This window comes from Sandarakinorhabdus sp. (genome assembly GCF_051860625.1).
Classification (GTDB): Bacteria; Pseudomonadota; Alphaproteobacteria; order Sphingomonadales; family Sphingomonadaceae; genus Sandarakinorhabdus.
This window is the reverse complement of sequence record NZ_JBHYDQ010000002.1, coordinates 121550-147538: the sequence shown is the minus strand read 5'-3', so window position 1 is coordinate 147538 and position 25989 is coordinate 121550. Positions and strand designations below refer to the sequence as shown.

The 25989-nt window shown below is 64.3% G+C and carries 26 protein-coding genes; 7 read left to right on the top strand and 19 right to left on the bottom strand.

The features are described from left to right. Positions 1-11: 11 nt before the first annotated feature. Both purM and purN read left to right on the top strand, forming a co-directional pair. Complete coding sequence (gene purM / locus ACTIEZ_RS03255; protein WP_439545214.1) at positions 12-1100, top strand: phosphoribosylformylglycinamidine cyclo-ligase; 1089 nt, start codon at positions 12-14, stop codon at positions 1098-1100. Next, positions 1093-2031: a phosphoribosylglycinamide formyltransferase gene (purN, locus tag ACTIEZ_RS03250; RefSeq protein WP_439545213.1), complete on the top strand. Its 939-nt coding sequence runs from the start codon at positions 1093-1095 to the stop codon at positions 2029-2031. Before purM ends, purN begins: the two co-directional genes overlap by 8 nt. A gap of 1 nt (position 2032) precedes the next feature. Here purN and ACTIEZ_RS03245 read toward each other — a convergent pair whose 3' ends face one another. The 4 genes from ACTIEZ_RS03245 to ACTIEZ_RS03230 all read right to left on the bottom strand — a co-directional run bounded on the left by ACTIEZ_RS03245 (position 2033) and on the right by ACTIEZ_RS03230 (position 5011). Then, complete coding sequence (locus ACTIEZ_RS03245; protein ID WP_439545212.1) at positions 2033-2347, bottom strand: type II toxin-antitoxin system RelE/ParE family toxin; 315 nt, start codon at positions 2345-2347, stop codon at positions 2033-2035. Positions 2348-2350: 3 nt separating this feature from the next. Beyond that, a complete protein-coding gene (locus tag ACTIEZ_RS03240) occupies positions 2351-2608 on the bottom strand; it encodes a ribbon-helix-helix domain-containing protein (RefSeq protein WP_439545211.1) in 258 nt (85 codons plus the stop codon). A 429-nt stretch (positions 2609-3037) separates the two neighbouring features. Further along, on the bottom strand, positions 3038-3460 hold the full coding sequence (gene ndk, locus ACTIEZ_RS03235) for a nucleoside-diphosphate kinase (protein ID WP_439545210.1): 423 nt from the start codon (positions 3458-3460) through the stop codon (positions 3038-3040). A 75-nt stretch (positions 3461-3535) separates the two neighbouring features. Further along, entirely contained in the window at positions 3536-5011 is a 1476-nt protein-coding gene (locus tag ACTIEZ_RS03230) for a leucyl aminopeptidase (RefSeq protein WP_439545363.1), read from the bottom strand. A 118-nt stretch (positions 5012-5129) separates the two neighbouring features. Between ACTIEZ_RS03230 and ACTIEZ_RS03225 the strand changes: the two genes are divergently transcribed. The 4 genes from ACTIEZ_RS03225 (at position 5130) to rsmA (ending at position 10834) form a co-directional block, all read left to right on the top strand. Next, positions 5130-7430, top strand: a complete 2301-nt coding sequence (locus tag ACTIEZ_RS03225) for an LPS-assembly protein LptD (RefSeq protein WP_439545209.1) — start codon at positions 5130-5132, stop codon at positions 7428-7430. Positions 7431-7647: 217 nt separating this feature from the next. Next, complete coding sequence (locus ACTIEZ_RS03220; RefSeq protein WP_439545208.1) at positions 7648-8994, top strand: peptidylprolyl isomerase; 1347 nt, start codon at positions 7648-7650, stop codon at positions 8992-8994. Between the two features lie 5 nt (positions 8995-8999). Then, the gene (gene pdxA / locus ACTIEZ_RS03215; RefSeq protein ID WP_439545207.1) at positions 9000-10010 is read left to right on the top strand and encodes a 4-hydroxythreonine-4-phosphate dehydrogenase PdxA; all 1011 of its coding nucleotides are present in this window, start codon (positions 9000-9002) and stop codon (positions 10008-10010) included. Next, a complete protein-coding gene (gene rsmA / locus ACTIEZ_RS03210; protein ID WP_439545206.1) occupies positions 10010-10834 on the top strand; it encodes a 16S rRNA (adenine(1518)-N(6)/adenine(1519)-N(6))-dimethyltransferase RsmA in 825 nt (274 codons plus the stop codon). The genes pdxA and rsmA overlap by 1 nt, the downstream gene beginning before the upstream one ends. 71 nt (positions 10835-10905) lie before the next feature. On the opposite strand, the gene ACTIEZ_RS03205 is transcribed toward rsmA, so the two are convergent. From ACTIEZ_RS03205 to ACTIEZ_RS03190, 4 genes are all read right to left on the bottom strand, one after another. Further along, positions 10906-11403: a tetratricopeptide repeat protein gene (locus ACTIEZ_RS03205; protein ID WP_439545205.1), complete on the bottom strand. Its 498-nt coding sequence runs from the start codon at positions 11401-11403 to the stop codon at positions 10906-10908. Between the two features lie 25 nt (positions 11404-11428). Beyond that, a complete protein-coding gene (locus ACTIEZ_RS03200; protein WP_439545204.1) occupies positions 11429-12577 on the bottom strand; it encodes an RsmB/NOP family class I SAM-dependent RNA methyltransferase in 1149 nt (382 codons plus the stop codon). Between the two features lie 7 nt (positions 12578-12584). Beyond that, positions 12585-14078 carry an IMP dehydrogenase gene (gene guaB, locus ACTIEZ_RS03195; protein ID WP_439545203.1) on the bottom strand — a complete coding sequence of 498 codons (1494 nt, stop codon included), beginning with the start codon at positions 14076-14078 and terminating at the stop codon, positions 12585-12587. 117 nt (positions 14079-14195) lie between these two features. Next, positions 14196-15434 carry a tetratricopeptide repeat protein gene (locus ACTIEZ_RS03190; RefSeq protein ID WP_439545202.1) on the bottom strand — a complete coding sequence of 413 codons (1239 nt, stop codon included), beginning with the start codon at positions 15432-15434 and terminating at the stop codon, positions 14196-14198. Between the two features lie 166 nt (positions 15435-15600). Here ACTIEZ_RS03190 and ACTIEZ_RS03185 point away from each other — a divergent pair, with 166 nt between their 5' ends. Next, positions 15601-16290 (top strand): lysoplasmalogenase family protein, encoded by a 690-nt coding sequence (locus ACTIEZ_RS03185; protein WP_439545201.1) that lies wholly within the window; start codon positions 15601-15603, stop codon positions 16288-16290. Here the strand turns inward: ACTIEZ_RS03185 and gyrA are convergent. The 11 genes from gyrA to ACTIEZ_RS03130 all read right to left on the bottom strand — a co-directional run bounded on the left by gyrA (position 16287) and on the right by ACTIEZ_RS03130 (position 25955). Beyond that, on the bottom strand, positions 16287-18965 hold the full coding sequence (gyrA, locus tag ACTIEZ_RS03180) for a DNA gyrase subunit A (protein ID WP_439545200.1): 2679 nt from the start codon (positions 18963-18965) through the stop codon (positions 16287-16289). The genes ACTIEZ_RS03185 and gyrA overlap by 4 nt on opposite strands. Positions 18966-19077: 112 nt before the next feature. Next, positions 19078-19683: a hypothetical protein gene (locus ACTIEZ_RS03175; protein WP_439545199.1), complete on the bottom strand. Its 606-nt coding sequence runs from the start codon at positions 19681-19683 to the stop codon at positions 19078-19080. A gap of 14 nt (positions 19684-19697) precedes the next feature. Next, positions 19698-20087 carry a clan AA aspartic protease gene (locus ACTIEZ_RS03170; RefSeq protein ID WP_439545198.1) on the bottom strand — a complete coding sequence of 130 codons (390 nt, stop codon included), beginning with the start codon at positions 20085-20087 and terminating at the stop codon, positions 19698-19700. Between the two features lie 3 nt (positions 20088-20090). Then, the gene (gene nuoF / locus ACTIEZ_RS03165; RefSeq protein ID WP_439545197.1) at positions 20091-21398 is read right to left on the bottom strand and encodes an NADH-quinone oxidoreductase subunit NuoF; all 1308 of its coding nucleotides are present in this window, start codon (positions 21396-21398) and stop codon (positions 20091-20093) included. 2 nt (positions 21399-21400) lie between these two features. Continuing rightward, positions 21401-21637: a hypothetical protein gene (locus tag ACTIEZ_RS03160; protein WP_439545196.1), complete on the bottom strand. Its 237-nt coding sequence runs from the start codon at positions 21635-21637 to the stop codon at positions 21401-21403. Then, positions 21630-22229, bottom strand: a complete 600-nt coding sequence (gene nuoE / locus ACTIEZ_RS03155; RefSeq protein WP_439545195.1) for an NADH-quinone oxidoreductase subunit NuoE — start codon at positions 22227-22229, stop codon at positions 21630-21632. Before nuoE ends, ACTIEZ_RS03160 begins: the two co-directional genes overlap by 8 nt. After that, positions 22226-23470 carry an NADH-quinone oxidoreductase subunit D gene (locus ACTIEZ_RS03150; RefSeq protein WP_439545194.1) on the bottom strand — a complete coding sequence of 415 codons (1245 nt, stop codon included), beginning with the start codon at positions 23468-23470 and terminating at the stop codon, positions 22226-22228. The genes nuoE and ACTIEZ_RS03150 overlap by 4 nt, the downstream gene beginning before the upstream one ends. Further along, a complete protein-coding gene (locus ACTIEZ_RS03145; protein ID WP_439545193.1) occupies positions 23467-24069 on the bottom strand; it encodes an NADH-quinone oxidoreductase subunit C in 603 nt (200 codons plus the stop codon). Before ACTIEZ_RS03145 ends, ACTIEZ_RS03150 begins: the two co-directional genes overlap by 4 nt. Positions 24070-24117: 48 nt before the next feature. Next, a complete protein-coding gene (locus ACTIEZ_RS03140; protein WP_439545362.1) occupies positions 24118-24651 on the bottom strand; it encodes a NuoB/complex I 20 kDa subunit family protein in 534 nt (177 codons plus the stop codon). A 17-nt stretch (positions 24652-24668) separates the two neighbouring features. Further along, positions 24669-25046, bottom strand: a complete 378-nt coding sequence (gene ndhC / locus ACTIEZ_RS03135) for an NADH-quinone oxidoreductase subunit A (RefSeq protein ID WP_439545192.1) — start codon at positions 25044-25046, stop codon at positions 24669-24671. 111 nt (positions 25047-25157) lie between these two features. Then, the gene (locus ACTIEZ_RS03130) at positions 25158-25955 is read right to left on the bottom strand and encodes an inositol monophosphatase family protein (RefSeq protein ID WP_439545191.1); all 798 of its coding nucleotides are present in this window, start codon (positions 25953-25955) and stop codon (positions 25158-25160) included. Positions 25956-25989: the final 34 nt, after the last annotated feature.

The following is a 25989-nucleotide window of genomic DNA, read 5'->3' as shown; positions in this document are numbered from 1 at the left end:
TGGCGGCGCGCATGACCGAAAAACGCCCCCTCACTTACGCTGATGCCGGCGTGGATATCGCGGCCGGCAATGCGCTGGTGAAAGCGATCGCGCCCCTGGCCCGCGCCACCGCCCGGCCCGGCGCCACCGCAGAACTGGGCGGCTTCGGCGGCTTTTTCGATCCGAGGGCCGCTGGCTACAATGACCCGTTGCTGGTTGCTGCCAATGATGGCGTCGGCACCAAGCTGAAACTGGCCATCGATACCGGCCGGCACGACACGGTGGGCATCGATCTGGTCGCGATGTGCGTCAATGATCTGATCGTGCAGGGCGCAGAACCCCTGTTTTTCCTGGATTATTTCGCCACCGGCAAACTGGAGAACGGCGTGGCGGCGCGCGTCGTGGCCGGCATCGCCGACGGCTGCAAACAGGCCGGCTGCGCCCTGATAGGCGGGGAGACGGCAGAAATGCCCGGCATGTACGCGGCCGGCGATTATGATCTGGCCGGCTTCGCCGTCGGCGCTGTCGAACGCGGCGAGCAATTGACCGGCGACGGCGTCGCGCCGGGCCAGTTGCTGATCGGCGTGGCTTCGTCGGGTGCGCACAGCAACGGCTATTCGCTGATCCGCCGCATCCTGGCCGATGGCGGTGCCGATCTCGCGGCCCCTGCCCCGTTCGATCCCGCCCGCAGCCTGGGCGATGCGCTGCTGGAACCAACCCGCATCTATGTGAAGGCCCTGCTCCCGCTGATCCGCGCCGGCCAGATCACGGCGCTGGCCCACATCACCGGCGGCGGTTTCCTCGAAAATATCCCGCGTGTGCTGCCCGATGGCTGCCGCGCGCTGGTGGCCGCGCCGCAGTTGCCGCCGCTGTTCGACTGGTTGCGCGCATCCGGGGGCGTGGCGGCGGCTGAAATGGCCCGCACCTTCAATTGCGGCACCGGCATGGTGGTGGCGGTGAAGCGCAGCGAAGCCGACGCGGTGATTGCCGCACTGGTGGCTGCCGGCGAGCAAGCCAGCGTGATTGGTGAAATCATCGCCGGGCAACGTGGCTGCGACGTGCACGGCGCCCCCGGCCAATGGGGCGAAGTGGCGGCATGGACGGCCAGCCACGATGCCTGAAAAAGCCAGAGTCGGCGTCCTCATCTCCGGCCGCGGCAGCAACATGGCCGCCCTGCTCTACGCCAGCCGGCTGGGCGATTGTCCGTATGAGATCGTGCTGGTGGCCGCCAATGATCCGCAAGCGCCTGGCCTGAAATTGGCGGCGGGCGAAGGCATTGCCACCTTCGGCCTCAGCCACTTGGGGATGAAACGCGCCGCCTTCGATGCGATCATCACCGCCGAGCTTGAACGTGCCGGCGTCACCCATGTGGCGCTGGCTGGCTATATGCGGCTGCTGTCGCCGGAATTCGTCGCCCATTGGCAGGGCCGCTGCCTCAACATCCACCCCTCCCTACTGCCCAAACACAAGGGCCTGCACACCCACCAGGCCGTGCTCGACGCCGGTGAGACCGAGACCGGGTGCACCATCCACATCGTCACCCCGGAACTCGACGACGGCCCGATCCTGGGCCAGGCCCGCATCGCCGTGCTGCCCCGCGACACGCCCGAAACGCTGGCGACCCGCGTGCAATATGCCGAACACCAGCTCTACCCGCGTGTGCTGGCCGATTTCGTCACCGCGAACACCCGCCCCGAAGCACTGCTCGCCCGCGTCCGTGAACTGGCCCTCGCCCTGCCGGCCGCCGCCGAAAAACGCTCCCACGGCTCGCCCGGCTTCTACGTGGAGGGCGGCAAATTCTTCGCCTATTTCACCGACAACCACCACGGCGACGGCATCACCGCCCTGCTCCTCAAAGTCTCCGGCCTGGATGAGGCCGCCATGCTGATCGAACAGGACGATTCCCGCTATTTCCGCCCCAAATATTTCGGCCCCGCCGGCTGGGTCGGCATCAAGCTGACCGACGGGCCGGATTGGGCGGCAATCGAGGCGATGATGGCTGCGGCGTGGCGGCTGTGCGCGCCCAAGCGGTTGGCAATGCTGCCAATCTAAGTCAGTCAGGTTTGTCCTCACGGAACCGATCGAACTGATGCATGCGTTCGTGCAGGATCGTCACGATGCCAACCGCGCCGTAGGCCAGCACCCGCCAGTAGATATAGTGGTGATCATGACGGCAGTAGAAGCCGTCCACCCCGAACTCGGCCGGGATGGCGCGCCACGGGATCGATCGCGCAGCGATGGCATCAAACCGCGCGAACAGGCCCCTGATGTAACGCTCCGCCTGCGCCTCTCCCCACAAATCGCGCGTGTAGACATAGATCTCGTCAAGGCGATGCCCCGCCCGCTCCGAGATGCGAAACCCATCCACGCTTCAGCGGCGGGCATTGCGATTGATGATCGTGTCGGCATCCATCGCTGCATAGCTGAACTCCGGTGCCGCAAAGGCCGCTGCCAGTTCAGCTTTCAACCGTGCAAAGCCTTCGGCCTCCGCCCGCTCCTTGTCGCGCCTGATCAGGTCGCGGACATATTCGCTGACATTCTCATAGGCGCCGTCATCGCCCACGTTGGCGGCGACAAATTCGCCCAGTGCCCCGCCGACGCGGACGTTCAGGGTCATGGATTTGCTCATGGCTGGATATCCCTTGCGGAGATCGACGATAATGTCCTCATTTTCAGGAATATTGCGGACACAGCAAGCCGTTTCTACAGTGTTTTTTGTAATCGGCCGGAGAGAGGTCTGACATTTCAAAGAACCAAAATTCAATTCACAGCATCAGCCTTGGCCATAAGATGCAGGCTCCATCTGCAGCAGTTTTGACAGACTTGACGAATCCGGCGTGATTCAGCCCGTCGCTACCACTCGGGTGAGCGCCCCGGCAGACCATCGGATGGGACATGATGGCAGGCTTTACCTGTGTAGGACAGGCCGCGCATCAACCTCCCATCAACAACCGCGCGCAAGATGACGGCGTCTGGAAAGGGGTGGGTAGCTGCCCTTCTCAATAAAAAAGGGCCGCAGCAGCCGCTGCGGCCCTCCTGAAATTCAGGGCTGACCGGTTCAGCCAACAATCTCGGTCTGCGCAAAGAAATAGGCGATTTCGATCGCCGCATTCTCATCGCTGTCCGAGCCGTGCACGGTGTTGGCTTCGATCGATTCGGCCAGTTCCTTTCGGATGGTGCCGGGTTCGGCATTCGCCGGATTGGTGGCGCCCATGATGGCGCGATAGGCCGGCACGGCGTCTTCGCCTTCCAGCACCTGCACCACAACCGGGCCGGAGATCATGAACTGCACCAGTTCACCGAAGAAGCCGCGCTCGCGGTGGACGGCGTAAAAACCTTCGGCCTGGGCTTGCGTGAGGTGCAGGCGCTTTTGCGCCACGATGCGCAGGCCGGCGGCTTCGATCATCGCGTTCACCTTGCCGGTGATGTTCCGGCTCGTGGCGTCGGGCTTGATGATCGAGAAGGTGCGGGTAATCGCCATGGTCAAAAGTCCACTTGTCTGATGGGGAAACAGGATGCGCGGCCCCCTACAGGCCGCACACCCGATAGGCAAGCTTCACAATTCGAAATTGTCGGCCACGAACCGATCGAGCAGCCGCACGCCATAGCCGGTGGCGCCCTTGTCCCACAGTGGGCCGGGCTTGTTGGCCCATACCGTGCCGGCCACATCCAGGTGCGCCCATTTCACGCCGGGCTTGATGAACCGGCCGATGAACTGCGCCGCCGTGATCGATCCGCCTTCGCGCGGGCCGACATTCTTGATGTCGGCGATATCGCTGTCGATCAGTTTGTCATAGGCATCGCCGATCGGCATCCGCCACAATTTGTCGCCCACCGCAGCACCCGCAATGCGCAACTGTTCGGCCAGGCCATCGTCATTGCAGAACATGCCGGCATATTCATGGCCCAGGGACACGATGATCGCGCCGGTCAGCGTGGCGAGATCGACCATCACTTCGGGTTCGAACGTCTCCTGCGCCCACCACATCGCATCGCACAGCACCAGCCGGCCTTCAGCGTCGGTGTTGATCACTTCCACCGTCTGGCCGTTCATCGTTTTCACCACGTCGCCGGGGCGCTGCGCGTTGCCGTCGGGCATATTCTCCACCAGGCCGATCACGCCGACCACATGCGCCTTGGCCTTGCGTGCCGCGATGGCATGCATCGCGCCCGTCACGGCGCCGGCGCCGCCCATGTCCCACTTCATGTCTTCCATGCCGCCGGGCGGCTTCAGGCTGATGCCGCCGGTGTCGAAGGTCACGCCCTTGCCGACCAGGCACACCGGCTTCACATCATCGCGGCCCGTGCCGTTCCAGCGCATCGCCAATATCCGCGCCGGGCGCACCGAACCCTGCGCCACACCCAGCAGCGCACCCATGCCAAGCTCGCGCATCTGCGCATCATCGAGAATGGTCAGTTCAACGCCCAGGTCCGCCAGATCGCGGGCGCTGTCGACGAAGCTTTCCGGATACAGGACATTCGGCGGTTCGCTGACCAGGCTGCGCGTGCGCGCCACGCCGCCGGCGATCGCTGCCAGCCGGGCGTAATGCGCGGCGTCTCCGCCGCCGATCAGGTTGAGCGTGGCCAATGTCGGCTTCTGCTTGTCGGTCATCTTCGTGCGATATTGATCGAACCGCCACGCGCGCAGGCTCGCGCCATGCGCCAGATGCGCGGCCAGCACGCCATCCAATCCGGCCACATCGACATTCACGCTGGTTTCGCCGCTGGTCAGTAGCCGCGCGGTGATCGCCCCGCCGATGCGCTCGGCCGCCAGTGCATCCAGCTTCGCCGCCGGCCCGGTGCCGACCAACAGCAAGCGCCGGCACGACATCCCCGCCGGCGCGAGGATCTCGACAATCGCCCCTGCGTCGCCATCGAACCGCGCTGCTGCTGCCGCAGCCGCCAGCGCGCCGTTGCTCGCGGCATCGGCCGCCTTGGCCGCACCGGACAAGGCTGCATCAGGCCCGGCCAGCACCACCAGGGCATCGGCGGCATCGGCAGCAACGGCAGGCAGGAAATTGATCGCAAGCATGAACGGGTCCTTGGCAAGAATCTGGAGCACGATTCGTATGGCCTCCCGATTAAGCCGGCAACGCCCCAGCGCCAAGCAGATGGTTGCGGGTGGGGTCCTGCCCCGCTATCGACCGGCTGTGGCCTTCCCCGCTCCCCTGCCGCGCGTCCGCGCGTCCTTGCTGCTGGCGGCCACATCACTGGCACTACTGCCAACCGCGGCGCTGGCGCAGCGGTTGAGCCCGGCGCTGTGGGGCAATCGCGAACCAGCCAATCGCGATCCCGACACCCAGATGCGCAGCGCCGCGCTGCCGGGGCCCGGCGACGCCATCGATTTCAGTGCCGAACTCATGAGCTACGACGAGGATAAACGTCTTGTCGTCGCCAGCGGCCGCGTGGAGGTGTCGCGCGACGGCTATCGCCTGCAGGCCGACCGCGTCGAATATCAGCGCGGCGCCGCCGATGGTGAGCCCGGCGAAGTGGTGGCCATCGGCAATGTCTCCATCACCGATCCGGCCGGGAACCAAGCGCTGGGCGACCGCATCACCCTAACCGACAGCTTGCGCGATGGCGCGGTGGCAAACATGCTGCTGGTGCTGAACGATGGCGGCCGGCTGGGTGCGCGCAGCGCCACCCGCAGCGGCAATATCTACACGCTCGATCGGGCCGCCTATTCGCCCTGTGCGGTGATCGATGCCACGGGGTGCCCGCAAACGCCGGTGTGGAAAATCAAGGCGGTGAAAATCCGTTATGATCAACAGCGCCACCGCATTTCCTATCGCAACGCCAGCGTGGAAATGTTCGGCGTGCCGGTGCTGTATCTGCCCAGCCTGTCCCACCCGGATGGCGACGCGCCGCGTGCTTCGGGTGTGCTGGTGCCGGCAATCGAGTTGCAGCGTCAGCTCGGGCTGGGTGCGTCCATGCCCTATCATTTCGCGTTGGCGCCCGATTTCGATGTCACGCTCACGCCCTGGCTCTACAGTGCGGCCAACCCGGCCCTGGCCTTTCAGGCGCGCAAGCTGCTGCGCGATGGCCCCATCCAGATCGATGGCATGTTCACCGCATCGCGATTGTTCGATCTGGCGCCCGATGGCATCACCGAACGCGACCGTGGTGAGCGGTTTCGCGGCTATCTCGGTGTCAAGGGCCGGATGCAGCATTCGGCCTATTGGCGCAGCGTCTATTCGGTGCGGCTGACCACCGACGATACGTTCAACCGCCGCTATGGCCTGGGTTTCGACGACACGATGCGGTCGTCCTATGCGCTGGAACGCATTACCGATGAAAGCTGGCTGTCGATTTCAGCCTGGTATTTCCAGGGCTTGCGCGCCACCGATCTGCCCGGGGAAAGCCCGCTGGTGCTGCCGCTGATCGATTATGACTGGCGGCCGGACTGGGATGTCGTGGGCGGCAAATTGCGCTTTGCCGCCAACAGCACGACGATCAACCGCAGCAACGGCCAGGACATGTTTCGCGCGCTGAGCTGGGCGCGCTGGGATCGCAGCCTGTACACGCCGCTGGGCCAGCGCGTCACCTTCACCGGCCTGGCGCGCGGTGATCTCTATAATGTGCGGGACAGCGCGCTGGCCACCTTGCCTGAATATGCCGGGCGGGACGGCTGGCGCGGGCGCGGCTTCGGCCTTGCTGCCCTCGATGTCGCCTGGCCGTTCGCGGGCCCGGCGCTGGGCGGAGAACACACGATCAGCCCACGCGTGCAACTGGTCGTGGCACCGCGGGTGCCCAACCTTGGCTTTCCCAACGAAGATGCGCGCGCCTTCGAACTGGACGACAACAGCCTGTTCGATCTCAATCGCACCCCCGGCCTCGATCGCATCGAAAGCGGCAGCCGCATCACCTGGGGCGGCGAGTATATGCTCGATCGGCCCGGCTGGCAGATCCGCGCCGAAATCGGCCAATCGGTGCGGCTGGACGGCGATGGCAGCGAATTTGCCGCCGGCACCGGTTATCAGGGCCGCGTGTCGGATGTGGTGGGCCGCGCGACGCTGAAGATCGGCCGGCTGGTGGAGCTCACCCAGCGTTTCCGGCTCGACAAGGCCAATTTCGCGGTGCGCCGCAACGAGATTGACCTGACCATCGGCGGCCGTCGCACCTATGTCTCGGCGGCCTATATCCGCCTGAACCGCAATGTCACGCTGGAGGATCTGGAAGACCGGCAGGAATTGCGCGTCGCCGGCCGCCTGGCGTTTGCGCGCTACTGGACGATGTTCGGCAATGCCATCATCAACCTGACGACGCAGGCCGACAATCCGCTCAGCACCACCAACGGCTTCCAACCGATCCGCCACCGCATCGGGGTGGAATATGAAGATGAATGTTTCCGCGTCGGTTTCGGCTGGCGCCGCGATTATGTGGGTGACCGCGATTTTCGCGCCGGCAACAATTTCCAGATCAGCGTCGCGTTCAAGACTATTGGCCGATAAATCGGCCGGGCAAGACCATTAGCCGATAAATCGGCCGGGCAAGACTATTGGCCGATAAATCGGCCGGGCAAGACGATGGCCCGTTTACCCCCCGTTTCACCCGCGGTTCAGCCGGCGCACGCCATGGCAGCAACATGGTGCTTTCCCCTGCGGGTGGCGATGCGCTAAAGGCCCAAGGGGTCGGGGGGTGCGCACCGATGCGCAACGGAGTGATTGAATGAGATCTGCAAAGCTGAACCGGTCGCTCACCGCCTGTCTGCTGGCTGGCGTGGCGGTGCTGGCCGCATGGGCAGCGCCCGCCTTGGCCCAAGCCCAGCGCAGCTTTTCCGCCATCGATCTGCCCGAACTGCTGCTGATGGGTGAACCCGATCCGTCGCTGCACAAGGCGCAGGCCATCGTCAACGGCGACATCATCACCGATACCGACATCGATCAACGCCTGGGTCTGGTGATCGCCGCCAATGCTGGCCGGATCGACGAAACCGAACGCCAGCGCCTGCGCCTGCAGATCATCCGCAACCTGATCGACGAAAAATTGCAGCTTCAGGAAGCGACTGAAAACGACATCCGCATCCCCGAAGCCGAAGTCGCCCGCTCGTTCGAGCGTATCGCCCAGAATTTCAAGCGCACGCCGGACGGGTTCGAGGAATATCTGAAAACCAGCGGCTCCTCGGGCAGCAGCCTGAAAGCCCAGATCCGCGCCGAACTGGCCTGGAGCCGCGTGCTGCGCCGCAAGGTCGAACCGATGGTCAATGTCGGCGATGACGAAGTGCAGCAGGTGATCGACAAGTTGAACGCCGCCAAGGGCAAGGACGAATATCATGTCGGCGAGATTTTCCTGTCGGCGACCCCGGAAACCATTGACGCCGTGATGGAGGATGCCGCGCGCATCACGGGCCAGATCCGCGGCGGTGCCAGCTTCATCGCCTATGCGCGCCAGTTTTCCGAAGCCTCCACCGCCGGCCTTGGCGGTGATCTTGGCTGGGTACGCAGTGAACAATTGAACGAAGCCGTGGCGCCCGCCGTCGCTGCGCTGCAACCGGGCGAGATTACCGATCCGATCCCGGTCAGCGGCGGGGTCGCCATCATGTCGATGCTGGAACGCCGCCAGGTGCTGGCCGCCGATCCGACGCTGGCGTTGCTCAGCCTGAAGCAGTTGACCATCCCGCTGAAGCCCGACACCACCGAAGCCGAAGCCCGGCAGAAGGTGGCGGAAATCCAGACGCTCACCCGCACCATGGGCGGCTGCGGCGGCGTGGAAACGGTGGCCAGGCAGGTGGGCGGCGATGTCGCCACCAATGATGCCATCCGCATGAAGGATCTGCCGGCACCGCTGCAAACCATCATGGGCCAATTGTCGATCGGCGAAGCCACCCCGGCCTTCGGGTCGGCCGAGGAAGGCCTGCGGGTGCTGGTGCTGTGTGGCCGCGACGACAGCCAGGTCGAAGCCACGGCGCCGAATTTCGACCAGATCTACGCGCAGATGAACGATGAACGGGTGAACATGCGTGCCCGCCGGTACCTGCGCGATCTGCGCCGGGATGCCGTCGTCGATTATCGTTGACGCTGGTGACGACACTGGCCGCACCGCTGGCGGTTTCCATCGGCGATCCCGCCGGCATCGGCCCGGAAATCATCGCAGGCGCCTGGGAACGCCGCCACGAAGCCTGCAGCCCTTGGGGGTTTCCGCCGTTTCTGGCCATCGGCGATGCCCGGTCGATCCGTGCCGTGTGGGACGGACCGATCGCGGTGCTCTCCGATCCCGCCGAAGCCGCCGGCGCATTCGACACCGCCCTGCCGTTGATCCAGGTCGATGATCCCGGCGAGATCGTGCCAGGTGAACCCAATCTCGCCGGTGCGCGCTGTGCGCTCGACAGTCTGGAATTCGCGGTCGGCCTTACCCGCCAGGGCATGGCTTCGGCGCTGGTCACCGGGCCGGTGTCCAAGTCGCAGCTTTTCGCCATCGGATTTTCCTACCCGGGGCAGACCGAATTCGTCGCCGAACGCTGCGGCGTGTCGGCGTCGAACGCCGTGATGATGCTGGCCGGGCCAACGCTGCGCACCGTCCCGCTCACCGTGCATGTGCCGCTCATTGACGTGCCGCGGTTGATCAGCGTCGATCTGATCGTCACCCGTGCCCGCATCGCTGCCAAGGCGCTGATCCGCGATTTCGGCATCGCCACGCCGCGTTTGGCCATCGCCGGCCTCAATCCACACGCCGGTGAGAATGGCACGCTCGGCCGCGAGGAAGTGGAGATCATCCGCCCGGCGCTCGACATCTTGCGCGCCGACGGCTTCGACATTGTCGGACCGATGTCGGCCGATACGATGTTCCACCCGGCCGCCCGCGCGCGTTTCGATGTCGCGCTGTGTCTTTATCATGATCAGGCGCTGATTCCCCTCAAGGCGCTGCATTTCGATGATGGGGTCAATGTCACGCTCGGCCTGCCGATCGTGCGCACCTCACCCGATCATGGCACGGCGTTCGATATCGCCGGTAAGGGCCAGGCCACCCCCACCGCAATGATGGCCGCCATCTGCATGGCCGGCGCGTGTGCGGCACGGCGCAAGGCTGCCTGATGGGGCTGGCCGATCTGCCCCCCTTGCGTGAGGTGATTGCCGCACACGGCCTGAACGCCAAGAAGACGCTGGGCCAGAATTTCCTCACCGACACCAATCTGCTCGATCGCATCGCCCGCATTCCGGGCCTGACCGCCGACAGTTGCGTGTACGAAGTCGGCCCCGGCCCCGGCGGCCTGACGCGGGCGCTGCTGCGCACCGGGGCCAGCGTGGTCGCCGTCGAACGCGACGACCGCGCCCTGCCCGCGCTGGCTGACCTTGCTGCCGCCGCCGATGGCCGGTTGACGGTGGTGGGCGACGACGCGATGGCGGTGGACCCGCGCGCGCTGGTGGGCGACGGCGCCCACATTGTTGCCAACCTGCCCTATAATATCGGCACCGCGCTGTTCACCGGCTGGCTGGACAGCCCCGCCTGGCCGCCGTGGTGGGCCAGCCTGACCCTGATGTTCCAGCGCGAAGTCGCGCAGCGTATCATTGCCGCGCCGGGCAGCGACGCCTATGGCCGACTGTCGGTGCTCGCCCAGTGGCGCAGCACACCCGGCATCGCCATGACCGTGCCGGCCCGCGCCTTCGTGCCGGCGCCAAAGGTTGAATCCGCCGTGGTGCATCTGGTGCCCTGCGAACCGGTGTCGCCCGCCACCCCGGCCCGGCTCGCGGCGCTCACCGCCGCCGCCTTCGGCCAACGCCGCAAGATGCTGCGCGCCAGCGTCCGGGGCCTGCCGGGCGCGCTGGAAGCGCTCGAAGCCGAAGGCATCAGGCCCGAAGCCCGCGCCGAAACCGTGCCGGTGGAAGCGTTTGCGAAGGCGGCGGCACGGCTGGGGTAAACGTGGCCGCCTGCCCGAAAAGCACAAATCATCCTGAACTTGTTTCTCGCCACAAAGCGAAGCTCAAAACCTCAATTCTGCGTTGTGGTCGGCTTTACCGGCGTCGCGCTCGCCGTCTGGGTGCCCTTGGCGATATTGCCTTCCAGCCGCGCCGCCGCAGAGCAGTCCGTTTTGCACAGCGCCTTGATGCGCGCGAGGTTGATCTGCGCGCGCGCCGTGGCACCGCGCGCCACCAGCGCCCGGCCCTGGCCTTCCAGCGCGGCAATGTCGGATGGGTTCAGCGCCAGCGCCTCGCGATAATATTTCACCGCCTTGCCGGGCAGGCCAAGCGCTTCATAAGCCCGCGCGATACCGCTGTACGCCGCGACATTGCGCGGATCCACCGCCAGTGCCGCCTCGAAACTGTCGATGGCCTCCTGCGGCTTGCCGGCGGTCAGCGCGGCCTGGCCAGCGCTGGCCATCTGCACCGACACCGGTTTCAACTGGTCGTCACGCGCCGTCGCGGCAGTGGCAGACTGCATTGCCAATGGGGCAAGCAACACGGCAGACAGCAGGAACAACAGACGCATCAAAACTCTCCCTGCTGCAAATCTATCAAAGCCTGGATGACTGCGCGATGAAAAAGCCGTCGCACCCGTCATCGGCTGGAGTCAGCACCCGGCTCGTCCATGGGCCCAGCGCCGGCGTGTTTTCCAGCTGCGCTTCACCCTCGGCCGGCAGCAGCGAACAGACGACATAGACGATGCGGCCACCAGGCCGCAGCAGCCGCGTGCCAAGCTGGACAAGCTGCGCCTGGGTGTGCACCAGCCGCGCCAATCGCTCCCGGTTCAGCCGCCAGCGGCTTTCCGGGTTGCGCCGCCAGGTGCCGCTGCCCGAACAGGGCGCATCGATCAGCACGGCATCACACTGGCCCATCAGATCGGCCAGCGCCGCCGCCTCCTGCCCAGGATCGAGCAGCCGCATGTCGATACCATCTGCCCCGGCCCGCGCAGCACGCGGCGGCATCTGGCTCAGGCGGCCACGGTCGGTATCGCACGCCACCAAGCGGCCCTCGCCCGCCATGTCGGCGGCCAAGGCCAGTGTCTTGCCGCCCGCGCCCGCACACAGATCGACCACGGTCTCGCCCGGCTTCGCGGCCAATGTGGCCGCCGCCATCTGGCTGCCGGCGTCCTGCACCTCGATATGCCCGGCCTGCCAATCCTCAAGCTGCTCCAGCACCGTGCCGGCCGGCAGCCGCAAACCATGTGCGGTGCGCGGCAGTATCTCCCAATCCGCATGCGCTGCGGCCACTTCGGCGCGGGTCGTTTTCAAACTGTTGACCCGCACATCCAGCGGCGCGCGATCGAGCAGCGCCACCAATTGCCGGCCGGTATCGCCGCCAAAGCGCAAGCCCAGCATGTCGCGCAGCCAGGCCGGCGCCAGGCCCATGGTGGCCGCCGGTTCGCCCTGCACCAGTGGCGGCGGCGCATGACCAGCGGCGCCGAAATGCGCCAGCAGCGTGGGATCATTGGCACGGGCGAAACCGATCACCGCCGCCCGCCCCGAATGCGGGCGTTCGCCCAGGGACCGCACCACACCGAACACCAGATCGCGCACCGCGCGCCTGTCCTTCGATCCGGCATAGCGCCGAGTCGAAAAATAACGCTGAATCAATGTGTCCGCCGCCGCGCCGCCGTCGCGGGCCGCAATGATCACTTCGTCGAGAATTTCGATGGCAGCGGCCAGTCGCGCAGCAGGTGTCATCCGCCAATCACCCACTGGTCGGATAATTGGGGGCTTCGCGGGTGATCATCACATCATGGACATGGCTTTCCCGCAAACCGGCGTTGGTGATGCGGATGAACTCGGCCCGCTCGCGGAATTCGGCCAGATTCGCGGCGCCAGTATAGCCCATCGCCGCCTTCACCCCGCCCACCAACTGGTGCAGCACATTGGCGACCGGGCCCTTGAACGCCACCTGGCCCTCGATGCCTTCCGGCACCAGTTTCAGTTGATCCTTGATATCCTGCTGGAAATAACGATCGGCGCTGCCACGCGCCATCGCCCCGACACTGCCCATGCCGCGATAGGATTTATAGGTGCGCCCCTGCCACAGGAAGGTATCGCCCGGCGATTCCTCGGTACCGGCCAGCAGACTGCCCACCATCACCGCGCTGGCCCCGGCGGCCAGTGCCTTCGCGACATCACCGCTGGTGCGCAGGCCGCCATCGGCAATCACCGGAATGCCGGCAGCCCAACCGGCTTCAGCGGCATCGATCACCGCCGTCAATTGCGGCACGCCCACACCGGCGACCACCCGCGTCGTGCAGATGCTGCCCGGCCCGATGCCAACCTTGATGCCATCGGCGCCGGCATCAATCAGCGACATGGCCGCGGCCGCCGTTGCGACATTGCCGGCGATCACCTGCGCATTGTTGCTCAACCGCTTGATGCGCGCCACGGCAGCCGCCACCTGTTCGCTGTGGCCGTGCGCAGTATCCACCACGATCAGATCGCATTCGGCATCGAGCAACGCTTCGGTGCGTTCAAAGCCGGCATCGCCCACCGTGGTCGCCGCCGCCACGCGCAGCCGACCAGCGCCATCCTTGGTGGCATGGGGATGGTTCACCGCACGCACGATATCCTTCATGGTGATCAGGCCGATGCAATGATTGTCGTCATCGACCACGATCAATTTTTCGATGCGGTGATTGTGCAGCAGCCGGCGGGCATCATCCTCGGTCACGCCCTGGCGCACCGTCACCAGATTGTCCCGCGTCATCAGCTCGGCAATCGGCTGCGCGTCATTCTCGGCAAAGCGCAGATCGCGGTTGGTGACAATGCCCACCAGCCGCCCCGGCGCACCATCCGGGCCAACCCGTTCCACCACCGGAAAGCCGGAAATGCCATGGCTGGCCATCAATGCGCGCGCATCGCCCAGTGTCTGGTCGGGCGTCAGCGTGACCGGATTGACCACCATGCCGCTCTCGAACCGCTTGACCTGCTTCACCGCCAGCGCCTGTTCGGCCACGGTCAGATTGCGGTGCAGCACACCGATGCCGCCCATCTGGGCCATGGCAATCGCCATGTTCGCCTCTGTCACAGTGTCCATCGCGCTGCTCATCACCGGGATGTTCAGGCTGATGCCGCTGGTGATCCGCGTGGCGGTGTCGGCCATGCTCGGCATGATCGCCGATGCCGCCGGCACCAGCAGCACATCGTCAAAGGTCAGCCCTAGCCGTGGTTCCTTGATACGGGCGGGCATGAACACGACTCCTGTGGCTGGCAGCGGGGTTGGCCTCCATAGGGGCTATGGCCCCATAAGAAAAGCGCGCGCCGCGATGCCGCGGCGCGCGCCTGTCAGTCGATGTTGCCGTTCGGCTCAGGCAACGGCGAGCAGCACGTCGTAAAACTTCGCGATGTTGTGGCGTGGGCCGGCCTTCACCGCATCAAATGCCGCCTTGGCGCCGGCCTTGTCCCCGGTTTTCATCAACGCTACGCCCAGGCGCAGATTGACCGTGTCCTGATCGATGCCATCAGCGCCAATCAGGCCCTTGTAATAAGGCACAGCCTTGTCGTGCTGGCCCAGATTGGCGAACGTATCTGCAACAACCAGCGCGATGCGCGGGCTCGTCTTGGCGTCCTTTTCCAGCGACGCCAGGCCGGCCTTGCTCTCGGCATTCTTGGTCGATGCCTGGCGCACGACTTCGCCGATGCCGGTCTTGGTCGGATCGATCAGTTTCTTGGCAATACCGTCCTTCAGCACGGTTTCGGCTTCGTTGGGCATGCCGCGATCCAGCGCCGCTTCGGCATATTCCAGATAATTGTTGGCCGTTGTCATCGCATTGGCAGCCCACAGCAAGCGGCCAAAATCGATGAGCGTGGCGTTGTCGAGGTTGCCGGCGCGCTGCTTGGTCAGTTCGATGGCCGTGTTGTAGCTGCGCGGTTCCGGGAACGCTTTCACCCAGCTCAGCAATACCGGCTGCACCTTGTCGTCCAGCTTGCCGTCGATCACCGCCTGGGCGCGGAATTCATACCAGCTGCGATCGCCCTTCTGGCCGGCCGCTTCGCGCAATTCGATGGCCTTGGTCAGCAATTCCACCACGCGCGGCTTGTTGTTGAGCGCGGCGTTGACGCTGGCGGCCTGCACCAGCATGTCGACATCGTCCGGCACGACCTGCAGATAATCTTCATAGGCCTGCCAGGCCTTCTGGTAATCCTTGCGGTTGCTGGCCAGGCCGGCAATGAACTTGGTGAAGGTCAGCTTTTCTTCGGCCTCGATGGTCGGTGCCGCAACCGCTTCGGTCAGGCCCTCTTCCAGCTTGATATTGTCCTTGATGGTCTGCGCCGAAAACAGCTTCAGCTTGGCCATGATCAGCGCGTCGTCGCGGTCCGTGCGCGGAATATCCTTGGCTTCTTCCAGCTTGGCCAGCGCGCCGGCATGATCGCCAGCCTGCTGCATTTTCTGCACTTCCATAACCGTCGCCATGATCGGCTTGGACAATTTCGGCGGCGCCACCTTTTCCGCCTTCGGCTTGGCCTGGGCCAGCACCGGGCTGGCGACACCAAGGCTGGTTCCTGCCATCAGCACCAGCGCCATCGCAGTTGCAAAACTCTTCATATACTGCCTCCCTCAAGCAAGATTGCGCCCGGCTAAATCCTCTGCCGCACCGCGTCAACTCATCCCATACATGGTCGCATGTGCAAATGCCGCCGCCAAGATGAACATATCGTGAGCCTGGCGCACAAAGCTTGCTGACGGGCGCACAAACAGTGAATATGTAGGCGTGGCCTCGCTCGTCGCCCGATTGCCGCTCGCCGGCCTGCCGCTGCGGTTCCTGCTGCTTGCCGGGGCCGCGCTGGCAGCGGGGCTGGGCTTTCTGCTGCTGTCGCCGCTGCTCGATGGCCTTCCCCATCTGCTGCTGAAGGGCAGCGGCGTCTCGCTGCTGGCCCTGGCGGCGCTGCAGATTCCGGCCCGCGGTGCCGGTTGGCTGGCGCTGGTGATGGCGCTGGGCGCCGCCGGCGACATGCTGCTGGAAATGCAGGGCCTGTTTCTGGCCGGCGGCGCCAGTTTTGCGGCCGGCCATCTGGTGGCGATGATCTTTTACGCCCGCCACCGCCGGCAGACCGTGGCGGCCGATCGCATCATTGCGGCGGCCTTCATCCTCTATGGCCTCACGATGCCGCCGCTGGTCACGCCCGCCGGGCTGCCGGTCGGCCTTGCCATGATCTATGCCGTGCTGCTGTGCGGCATGGCGGCCAGCCTGTGGCTCAGCCGCTTTCCGCGTTTGGCCGCGCTGGGCGCCATTCTCTTTGTCGTGTCCGATACGGTGCTGGTGATGCGCATGGGCGGCGGCGGACCGTTCGGGCAGCCGCTGGACGGCATGATCGTCTGGATCACCTATTTCGGCGGCCAATGGCTGATCACGCTCGGCGTGGCGCGCGGCCTGGTCGGCCGCGCAGCGCACCCGGATTAATCGGCCACCACCGCTTCCACGGCATCCTCACCATCCGGCGGGATCAGCGCGGCCGACACGACATGCTCGTTGTCCGCCACCTTGAACAGCGTCACGCCCTGCGCAGCGCGGCCCATGATGCGAATGTCCGCCGCGCGGATGCGGATCAGTTTGGCCTGATCCGTCACCAGCAGCACATCATCATCATCATGCGCGGTAAAGCTGGCCACCACATCGCCATTGCGGTCGCTTTCGGCGATATTGCGAATGCCCTGCCCGCCGCGCCCGGATTGGCGATATTCATAGGCGCTGCTGCGCTTGCCATAACCATTGGCGGTCACGGTCAGGATGAACTGCTCGGCCGCCGCAAACTGGCCCATACGATTTTCCGACAGCACGCGTTCGCTGGGCTCATTCTTCCATGCCGCGGCCTTCAGATAATCCTCGCGCTCCTCCGTGCTGGCTTCAAAGCCTTTCAGCACCGCCATCGACACGACTTCATCGCCGACGCCAAGCGTCATCCCGCGCACACCCGTTGAGGTGCGGGACACGAATTCGCGCACATCCTCCACCGGGAACCGGATCGCCTTGCCGCTCTTGGCAGCCAGGAACACATCATCGGCCGCATCGCACAGTGCCACACCGATCAGCCGGTCATCATCACCATCCTCGAAGCGGATCGCCAGTTTCCCGGCCGTCGGCACATTGGTGAAGGCATCCATGGCGTTGCGGCGCACGCTGCCCTGCGCGGTGGCAAACATCACATGCAGCTTGCCCCACTCCGTCTCATCTTCCGGCAGCGGCAGCACGGTGGTGATCTTCTCGCCATCGGCCAGCGGCAGCAGATTGTTCAGCGGCCGGCCCTTGGCCTGCGGGCTGCCCTGCGGCAGGCGCCACACCTTCATCCGATAGACCTTGCCGGCCGAACTGAAGAACAGCACCGGATTGTGGGTGGAGGTGACGAACAGGTTCGTCACGGCGTCCTCATCCTTCGTGCTCATCGCGTTGCGGCCCTTGCCGCCGCGCGCCTGGGCGCGATATTCGGCCAGCGCCACCCGCTTGATCCAGCCCGACATGGTGACGGTGACCACCATCTCTTCGCGCTCGATCAGATCCTCGTCGTCAATATCATCGCCGGCCAGCATGATTTCGGTGCGGCGCTTGGATTGGAAATCGTTGGTAACCTCCTCCAGCTCGGCCCGCAGCACGGCGCGCAGGCGCGCGCGATCGGTGAGGATATCGAGCAGATCGGCAATCACCGCCGCCAATTCCTGCAATTCGCTGCCGATCTCGTCGCGGCCCAGTGCGGTGAGCTTCTGCAAACGCAGATCGAGAATGGCGCGCACCTGCAGCTCGGTGAGCCTGATGGTTGGCGCATCGACATCGACGGTGCCGGCCTCGACCAGCGCCAGATAGGGCCGGATATCGGCGGCATCCCAATCCCGCGCCATCAGCGACTCGCGTGCCTCGGCCGGGCTGGCGCTGCCGCGGATGATGCGCACCACCTCGTCCAGATTGGCAACCGCAATCACCAGACCGATCAACAGATGCGCCCGGTCGCGCGCCTTGGCCAGATCATGCTTGGACCGCCTTGTGATCACCACTTCGCGGAAATCCACAAACGCCGCGATGATGTCCTTCAGGCCCAGCAATTCCGGCCGCCCGCCGCGGATCGCCAGCATGTTGATCGCGAAACTCTGCTGCGCCGGCGTGAAACGCCACAACTGGTTGAGCACGACCTCGACGGTCGCATCGCGCTTCAATTCCATCACGATGCGCACGCCTTCGCGATTGCTCTCATCGCGCAGGTCCGAAACGCCTTCGATGCGCTTGTCCTTCACCGCTTCGGCGATCTTTTCCACCAGCGCATTCTTGCCCTGCTGGAACGGAATTTCGGTCAGGATGATGGCGCGCTTGTCGCCGCGGCTTTCCTCCACGACATGCCGCGACCGCACCCGGATGCTGCCGCGCCCGGTTTCATAGGCCTGGCGCAATTGCGACGTGCCCAGGATCAGGCCCCCGGTGGGGAAATCCGGCGCCGGCACATGCGCCATCAGCCCTTCCACGCTGATCAGCGGATCATCGAGATAGGCGCGCACCGCATCGATGACTTCATTCAGATTGTGCGGCGGGATGTTGGTCGCCATGCCAACGGCAATGCCACTGCCGCCATTGACCAGCAGATTGGGAAACCGCGCCGGCAACACCGACGGTTCGCTTTCCGAACCATCATAATTGGGCACGAAATCGACCGTATCCTTCTCGATATCGGTCAGCAGTGCCTCGGCGGATTTCGCCAACCGCGCTTCGGTATAACGCATGGCGGCGGCGGCATCCGGGTCCATCGATCCGAAATTGCCCTGTCCGTCGATCAGCGGCAGCCGCATCGACCAATCCTGGGCCATGCGCACCAACGCCTCGTAAATCGCGCTGTCGCCGTGCGGGTGATATTTACCCATCACATCGCCGACGATGCGCGCCGATTTGCGATAGGGTTTGCCCGGCGTGAAGCCGTTCTCGTAACTGCCCCACAATATGCGACGGTGGACAGGCTTCAACCCGTCGCGCACATCCGGCAGCGCACGGGCGACGATGACCGACATGGCATAATCAAGAAAGCTCGTCCGCATCTCTGCGACGATGGAAATCGGCTGAATATCAGGCGTACCGGCGGGCGGCATGTCGGTCGAATTCATTGTAATTATTGCCCCAACAGGCTGTGTTGCAAACGCATGACCGGATTAGGGCAAACTGCGGCAAAACGCCAGTGCAAAGGGGGTGCGACAGCCTTGCTGCAGAGCCCAGTTCTCAGCCAGCGCGGCTCGCTGCACTCACGATGGCCCGAAACAACGCAATGCCCAACCCGGCGCGCAACATCGGGCCATTGATTGCCACATCCGGCCACGGCTGCACGCACTTGGTGGCCAGCGTCGCGATGCCGGAATAGGCTGCCTGTTCATCCGGTTGCGACGGCACACTGTCGATGAAGCGCCGGGCGCCCGCGGCATCGCCCTTGGCAATGCAGGATGCCATGCCGATCACGACGTCGAAATCCTCGGTCGGCTTTTCCGGCAACGGCGCTACGGTCACCGATGCCGGTACCAGGTCCGGGTGCCGGAGGAATGCCGCCGCCAGCACGCCCTTCATCACGAAGGTGCCGGATGTGACCTTCGCGGCACTATGGCCAGCGCCCAGGCAGCCCGTCATCGCGCGTTGCACCCTGCGGGGCGGCGCGCCTTCACGGCCCGCCAGCCAGCCTGCTGCCAGCACCGGTTCCTTGGCAACCGTGCAATCGGCCATTGCAGAAAGCGTCTGCGCCGCCACCTGCTTCGGCTTCAACACCTGCGGCGCGCCCTCTGCCGCGGCCGGACTTGCGAGGCCGAATGCCACCATTACCAAGTTCACAGTCCGCATTTTACGCTCCTCGTTTACCGCACATCCATCGCTCGAGAGGCCGGGACATTGGGGCTGTCGGGATTGGGCATCAACGTCAGACTGCGGGGATGAATCACAAGGTCCATCGCCTGCATGGGAATCGTACCAAGCAAGACCTGATCGCCGATCACGATTGCGCTCGTCACCGTCTGGCGACCGAACACTTCCACCCGCACCCCGCCAACATAGGGAACGAGCACGCGGTCGCCATTGGCGATGCGGACTTCGCGTTCTTCAAGCTGCTTCAGCCGCAGTTGGTTGGCGATATGTTGCGGGACGCACAGCTCTGCTGCACCTGAATCGACCAGCGCGTTGGCGTCTATTTCTTCAAGATCATCCCGCCCGAAATTCGCCAGGCGAATAGTCTGGAAGACGAGGCCCATGGCCTACTCTGCAGCGACTGCCATCGCCGGCACCGCAACAAAGCCCTTGCGCTTCGCAATCCGCGCCTCGATTTCCGGCCGGAAATGCCGGATCAGCCCCTGGATCGGCCACGCCGCCGCATCGCCCAGTGCGCAGATGGTGTGGCCTTCGATCTGGGTGGTCACATCCAGCAGCATGTCGATCTCGTGTGGTTCGGCATCGCCGGTCACCAGCCGTTCCATCACCCGCCACATCCAGCCGGTGCCTTCACGACACGGCGTGCACTGGCCGCAGCTTTCATGCTTGTAGAAATAACTCAGCCGGGCAATGGCGCGCACGATGTCGGTGGACTTGTCCATCACGATCACCGCGGCGGTACCAAGGCCGGATTTCAGATCGCGCAGGCCATCGAAATCCATGGGCGCGTCCATGATCTCGTGCGCCGGCACCAGCGGCACCGACGATCCGCCCGGAATCACCGCCAGCAGATTGTCCCACCCGCCGCGGATGCCGCCGCAATGCGTTTCGATCAGTTCGCGGAACGGCAGGCTCATCGCCTCCTCGACCACGCACGGCGTGTTCACATGGCCGCTGATCTGGAACAGCTTGGTGCCTTCATTCTTCGGCCGCCCGATGCTGGCAAACCATGATGGCCCGCGCCGCAATATGGTCGGGACCACGGCGATGCTTTCGACATTGTTGACCGTCGTTGGATTGCCATACAGGCCGGCGCCGGCCGGGAACGGCGGCTTCAGGCGCGGCTGGCCCTTCTTGCCTTCCAGGCTTTCGATCATCGCGGTTTCTTCGCCGCAAATATAGGCACCAGCGCCGCGATGCACGATCACGTCGAAATCATAACCGGTGCCGCAGGCATTCTTGCCGATCAGGCCGGCGGCATAGGCTTGCCTCACGGCGGCCATCAGCACCTTGGCCTCGGCAATATATTCGCCGCGGATATAGATGAACGCCGCGCTGGCCCGCATCGCAAAGCCGGCGATCAGCGCGCCTTCGATCAATTTGTGCGGATCATGGCGGATGATCTCGCGATCCTTGCAACTGCCGGGCTCGGACTCATCGGCGTTGACCACCAGATAGGATGGCCGATCCGGGTTCGGCGTCTTGGGCATGAAGCTCCACTTCATGCCCGTCGGGAAGCCCGCGCCGCCGCGCCCGCGCAAGCCGCTGGCCTTGATGGCATCGATCAGGGCATCCGGCCCGACGCTCATCAGGTCCTTGGTGTCCGCCCAATCCCCACGCGTTTTCGCCGCGTCCAGGGTCCACGGCTGGAAGCCGTAGAGATTGGTGAAAATGCGATCCTTGTCAGCCAGCATGCTCAGCTCCGTGCATCGACAAGATCAAGCCGGCGCTCGATCCGGCCCAGCCGTTCATCGATGCGATCAAGCCGATGGCTAATTCCGGCCAGCGTGGTGACAATGCCGGCCATATGATCTTCCTGCGCCGATGCACGCATCTTCAGATCCAGCAGTTCCAGATCGGCTTTCTGGTTGCGGTCACGCATCTGGCGCAACATTTCCAGCGTCAGATCGGCCACAGTCGGTATCTCAGCCATCGGCCAGTTCCTTCAACGTCGTCGGGCCGCCTTCGGGGCATGATGCAGTGCGGCCGATTTGGCTGCCACTAGCCGGAGTCTCGCCCCGCGCCAGCGCTTCCAGCAGGCCACGCATGCTGTCGTAGGTCAGGTCTTCATAATTGTGATCGTTGATCTGCACCATCGGCGCATTGGCGCAGGCGCCCAGGCACTCGACTTCGGTCAGCGTGAACAGGCCGTCGGGCGTCGTGGCATATTTGGCCAGCCCCATATCCTTGCACGCCCGGATCAGATCATCGCTGCCGCGCAGCATGCACGGCGTGGTGCCGCACACCTGCACATGGAAACGCCCCACCGGTTTGAGATTATACATCGTGTAGAAGCTGGCGACTTCATACACCCGGATATAGGGCAGGCCCACCTGGCGGGCGACAAATTCGATCACCGGCACCGGCAACCAGGCCACGCCGACCATATCCCGCACCTGATATTGCGCCAGCCAAAGCAAGGGCATCACCGCGCTGGCCCGCCGCCCTTCGGGATACAGGCCGATGATCCGCTCCGCTTCAGCGGCGTTTTCGGTGATCCATGAAAAATCGCTGAATTCGCTCACCGATCAACCTCACCGAAAACAATATCCAGCGACCCCAGGATCGCCGGCGCGTCGGCCAGCATATGGCCCTTGCACAGGAAATCCATCGCCTGCAGATGCGCCATGCCGGTGGCGCGCACATGGCAGCGCCACGGCTTGTTGGTGCCATCGGACACCAGATAGATGCCGAATTCGCCCTTGGGGCTTTCGGTTGCCACATAGGCATCGCCGGCGGGCACATGCATGCCTTCGGTGTACAGCTTGAAATGGTGGATCAACGCTTCCATCGACCGCTTCATCTCGCCGCGCGATGGCGGCGCCACCTTGCGGTTGGCGGTGATGTGCTGTCCGGCCGGCAGATCGCGGATGCACTGGCGGATGATCTTCACGCTTTCGCGCATTTCCTGCATCCGCACCATGAAGCGCGCATAACAATCCCCGTCGGTGGACACCGGCACATCGAAATCGACCAGATGATAGGCGTCATAGGGCTGGCTCTTGCGCAGATCCCAGGCCACACCGCTGGCGCGGATGCACGGGCCGGTGAAACCCCAGCGGACCGCGTCTTCCTTGGAAATCACCCCGATATCGACATTGCGCTGCTTGAAGATGCGATTGTCGGCCACCAGGCCCTGCATCTCGTCCAGCACCTTGAAATAGCCGTCGCACCAGTCCGAAATATCCTGCAGCAGTCCGTCGGGCAGATCCTGGTGCACGCCGCCCGGCCGGAACCACGCCGCATGGAACCGCGCGCCCGACACACGTTCATAGAACTGCATCAATTTCTCGCGTTCCTCGAACAGCCAGAGGATCGGCGTCATCGCGCCCACGTCCATCGCGTGGGTGGTGGTGTTCAGGATATGATTGAGAATGCGGGTGATCTCGGCAAACATCGTGCGCAGATATTTGGCGCGCAGCGGCACCTCGATGCCGGCCAATTTCTCGATGGCCAGCACATAGCTGTGCTCCATGCACATCGGCGACACATAATCCAGGCGGTCCATATAGGGCAGCGCCTGCAGATAGGTCTTGTATTCGATCAGTTTTTCGGTGCCGCGGTGCAGCAGGCCGATGTGCGGATCACAGCGTTCGATGATCTCGCCGTCCAGCTCCATCACCAGCCGCAGCACGCCGTGCGCCGCCGGGTGCTGCGGGCCGAAATTGATCATGTAGTTCTGGATGTCGTTGCCGTCCTTGGCCGGCAGCACATCGGCCGTGTCAGCCGCAGTCCACGCGACCCCGGCATTGCCCAAGCTGCTCATTTGCCTGCCGCCTTCTCATCACCGGGCAGCATATAATCCGTGCCCTCCCACGGGCTCAGGAAATCGAAACTGCGAAATTCCTGCGCCAGCTTCACCGGTTCATACACCACACGCTTATGCTCTTCCGACCAGCGCAATTCGACATGGCCGGTCAGCGGGAAATCCTTGCGGAACGGATGGCCTTCAAAGCCATAGTCGGTCAAAATCCGCCGCATGTCCGGGTTGCCGGCAAACATCACGCCATAACAATCCCAGGTTTCGCGTTCATACCAACCGGCATTCGGATACACCCCGGTCAGCGTCGGCACCGGCGCGGCGCCATCGGTGCTGCACTTCACCCGCAGCCGCAGATTGAGCGCCATCGACAACAGATGCACCACCACCTCGAACCGTTCGGCGCGGTCCGGATAATCGGCGGCACAAATGTCGATCAACTGGTTCAGCATCAGGTCCGGCGCATCACGCAGCGCGGTAATCACCGCCACCAGCGCATCACGCTGCACCACCACCGTGGTCTCATCAACATGGTTGATCACCTCGACCAGCGAACTGCCCAGCAATTCGCCCAGCCGCGCCGTCAGGCCCTCATGCGTGGCCATTACCGGCCAGCTATGCCGGCCCAATTCAGGTGCAACAAATCCCATCAATCACCGTTCAAACACGCCAACGCGGCGGATCTTCCGCTGCAGCGCCAGGATACCGTACAACAAGGCCTCAGCGGTCGGCGGGCAGCCCGGCACATAGATGTCCACCGGCACGATCCGATCACAGCCGCGCACCACCGAATAGCTATAGTGGTAATAGCCGCCGCCATTGGCGCAGCTACCCATCGAAATCACATAGCGCGGCTCGGCCATCTGATCATAAACCCGCCGCAATGCCGGCGCCATCTTGTTGCACAGCGTGCCGGCCACGATCATCACGTCGCTCTGCCGCGGCGAAGCGCGCGGGGCCACGCCAAACCGCTCCAGGTCATAACGCGGCATGTTGGTGTGCATCATCTCGACCGCGCAGCAGGCGAGGCCAAACGTCATCCACCACATCGACCCAGTGCGCGCCCAGTGGAACAAATCTTCGGTGGAGGTGACCAGGAAACCCTTGTCGGCCACTTCTGCCGACACATCGCCCAGAAACGCATCGCGGTTGTTCTCCGGCAAAGCAATGGCGCCGCCTGGAACCAGCAGTTCCTTGTTGTCGCTCACTCCCACTCCAACGCTCCCACTTTCCACGCGTACACCAGCCCGATGGCCAGTTCGCCCAGAAACTCCATCATCGCCCACCAGGCCGCTTCGCCGCCCCAGTGCAGCGACACCGCCCAGGGAAACAGGAAGGCCGCCTCCAGATCAAAGACGATGAACAGGATGGCGACCAGATAGAATTGCACATCGAATTTGGTGCGCGCATCGGAAAAGGCCGGGAAGCCGCTTTCATACTCCGACAGCTTGACCGCCTCGGGCTTGGCGGTGCCGATCATCGTCGAAACGGCGATCGGCGCACTCACGAAAATCAACGCGAAGGCGATGCCGACCACGAAGAACAAAAGCACGGGCAGATATTCGGATGCGATGGCGGACATGGCCGCAAAGACTCTTGCTGCTGCAGTGCAGTGTGATTAGCCGCGCCGCCCGCCAGGGGCAAGCCGTGCATAAGCCGCAGCGCGACATTTTATGAGGGTCGCCGTCGCCCCCTAGCGGAGCGCGCCGGCCACCAATTTGTGCAGCTTGGACTGGATATTCGCATTGCCCACCACGATCTCCTCACGGTCCACCATGTCCTGGCCACCGCGGAAATCGCTCACGAAGCCGCCCGCCTCACGCACCAGCAGCATGCCGGCCGCGATATCCCAATGCGACAGGCCGGTTTCCCAGAAACCATCAAACCGCGCCGCCGCCACCCAGGCCAGATCGAGGCTCGCCGCCCCGAACCGCCGCACACCGGCAACTTCCGGGATCACCGCGTTCAGGATGTTGCTGAACTGGGCGCGATTGCCATGGCCCTGATAGGGAATGCCGGTGGCAATCAGGCAGTCGTTCATCTCGCGCCGGCTCGACACGCGCAGCCGCCGGTCGGACAACCAGGCGCCGCGGCCTTTTTCCGCCCAGAAGCTTTCGCCGGTCAGCGGCTGGTGCACCAGGCCGGCCGTCACCTCGCCATCGATTTCGGCGGCAATGCTGATGGCGAAATGCGGGATGCCGTGCAGGAAATTGCTGGTGCCATCCAGCGGATCGACGATCCAGCGGCAACGCTCATCCTCGCCCTTGATCGTCCCGCCCTCTTCCAGCAGCAACCCCCAATCCGGGCGCGCGTGCCGCAAGATCTCCACCACCGTTTCTTCGGCGGCACGATCGGCATTGGACACGAAATCCGCCGGCCCCTTGCGCGACACCTGCAAGGCATCGACCTCACCAAAATCCCGCCGCAACTTCGGCGCTGCCTTGCGCGCGGCCTTTTCCATGACGGTGATCAGCGATGAATGGGCAACCATGGGGCATATCCTTGCGGCCGGCATGGAAGCGCGG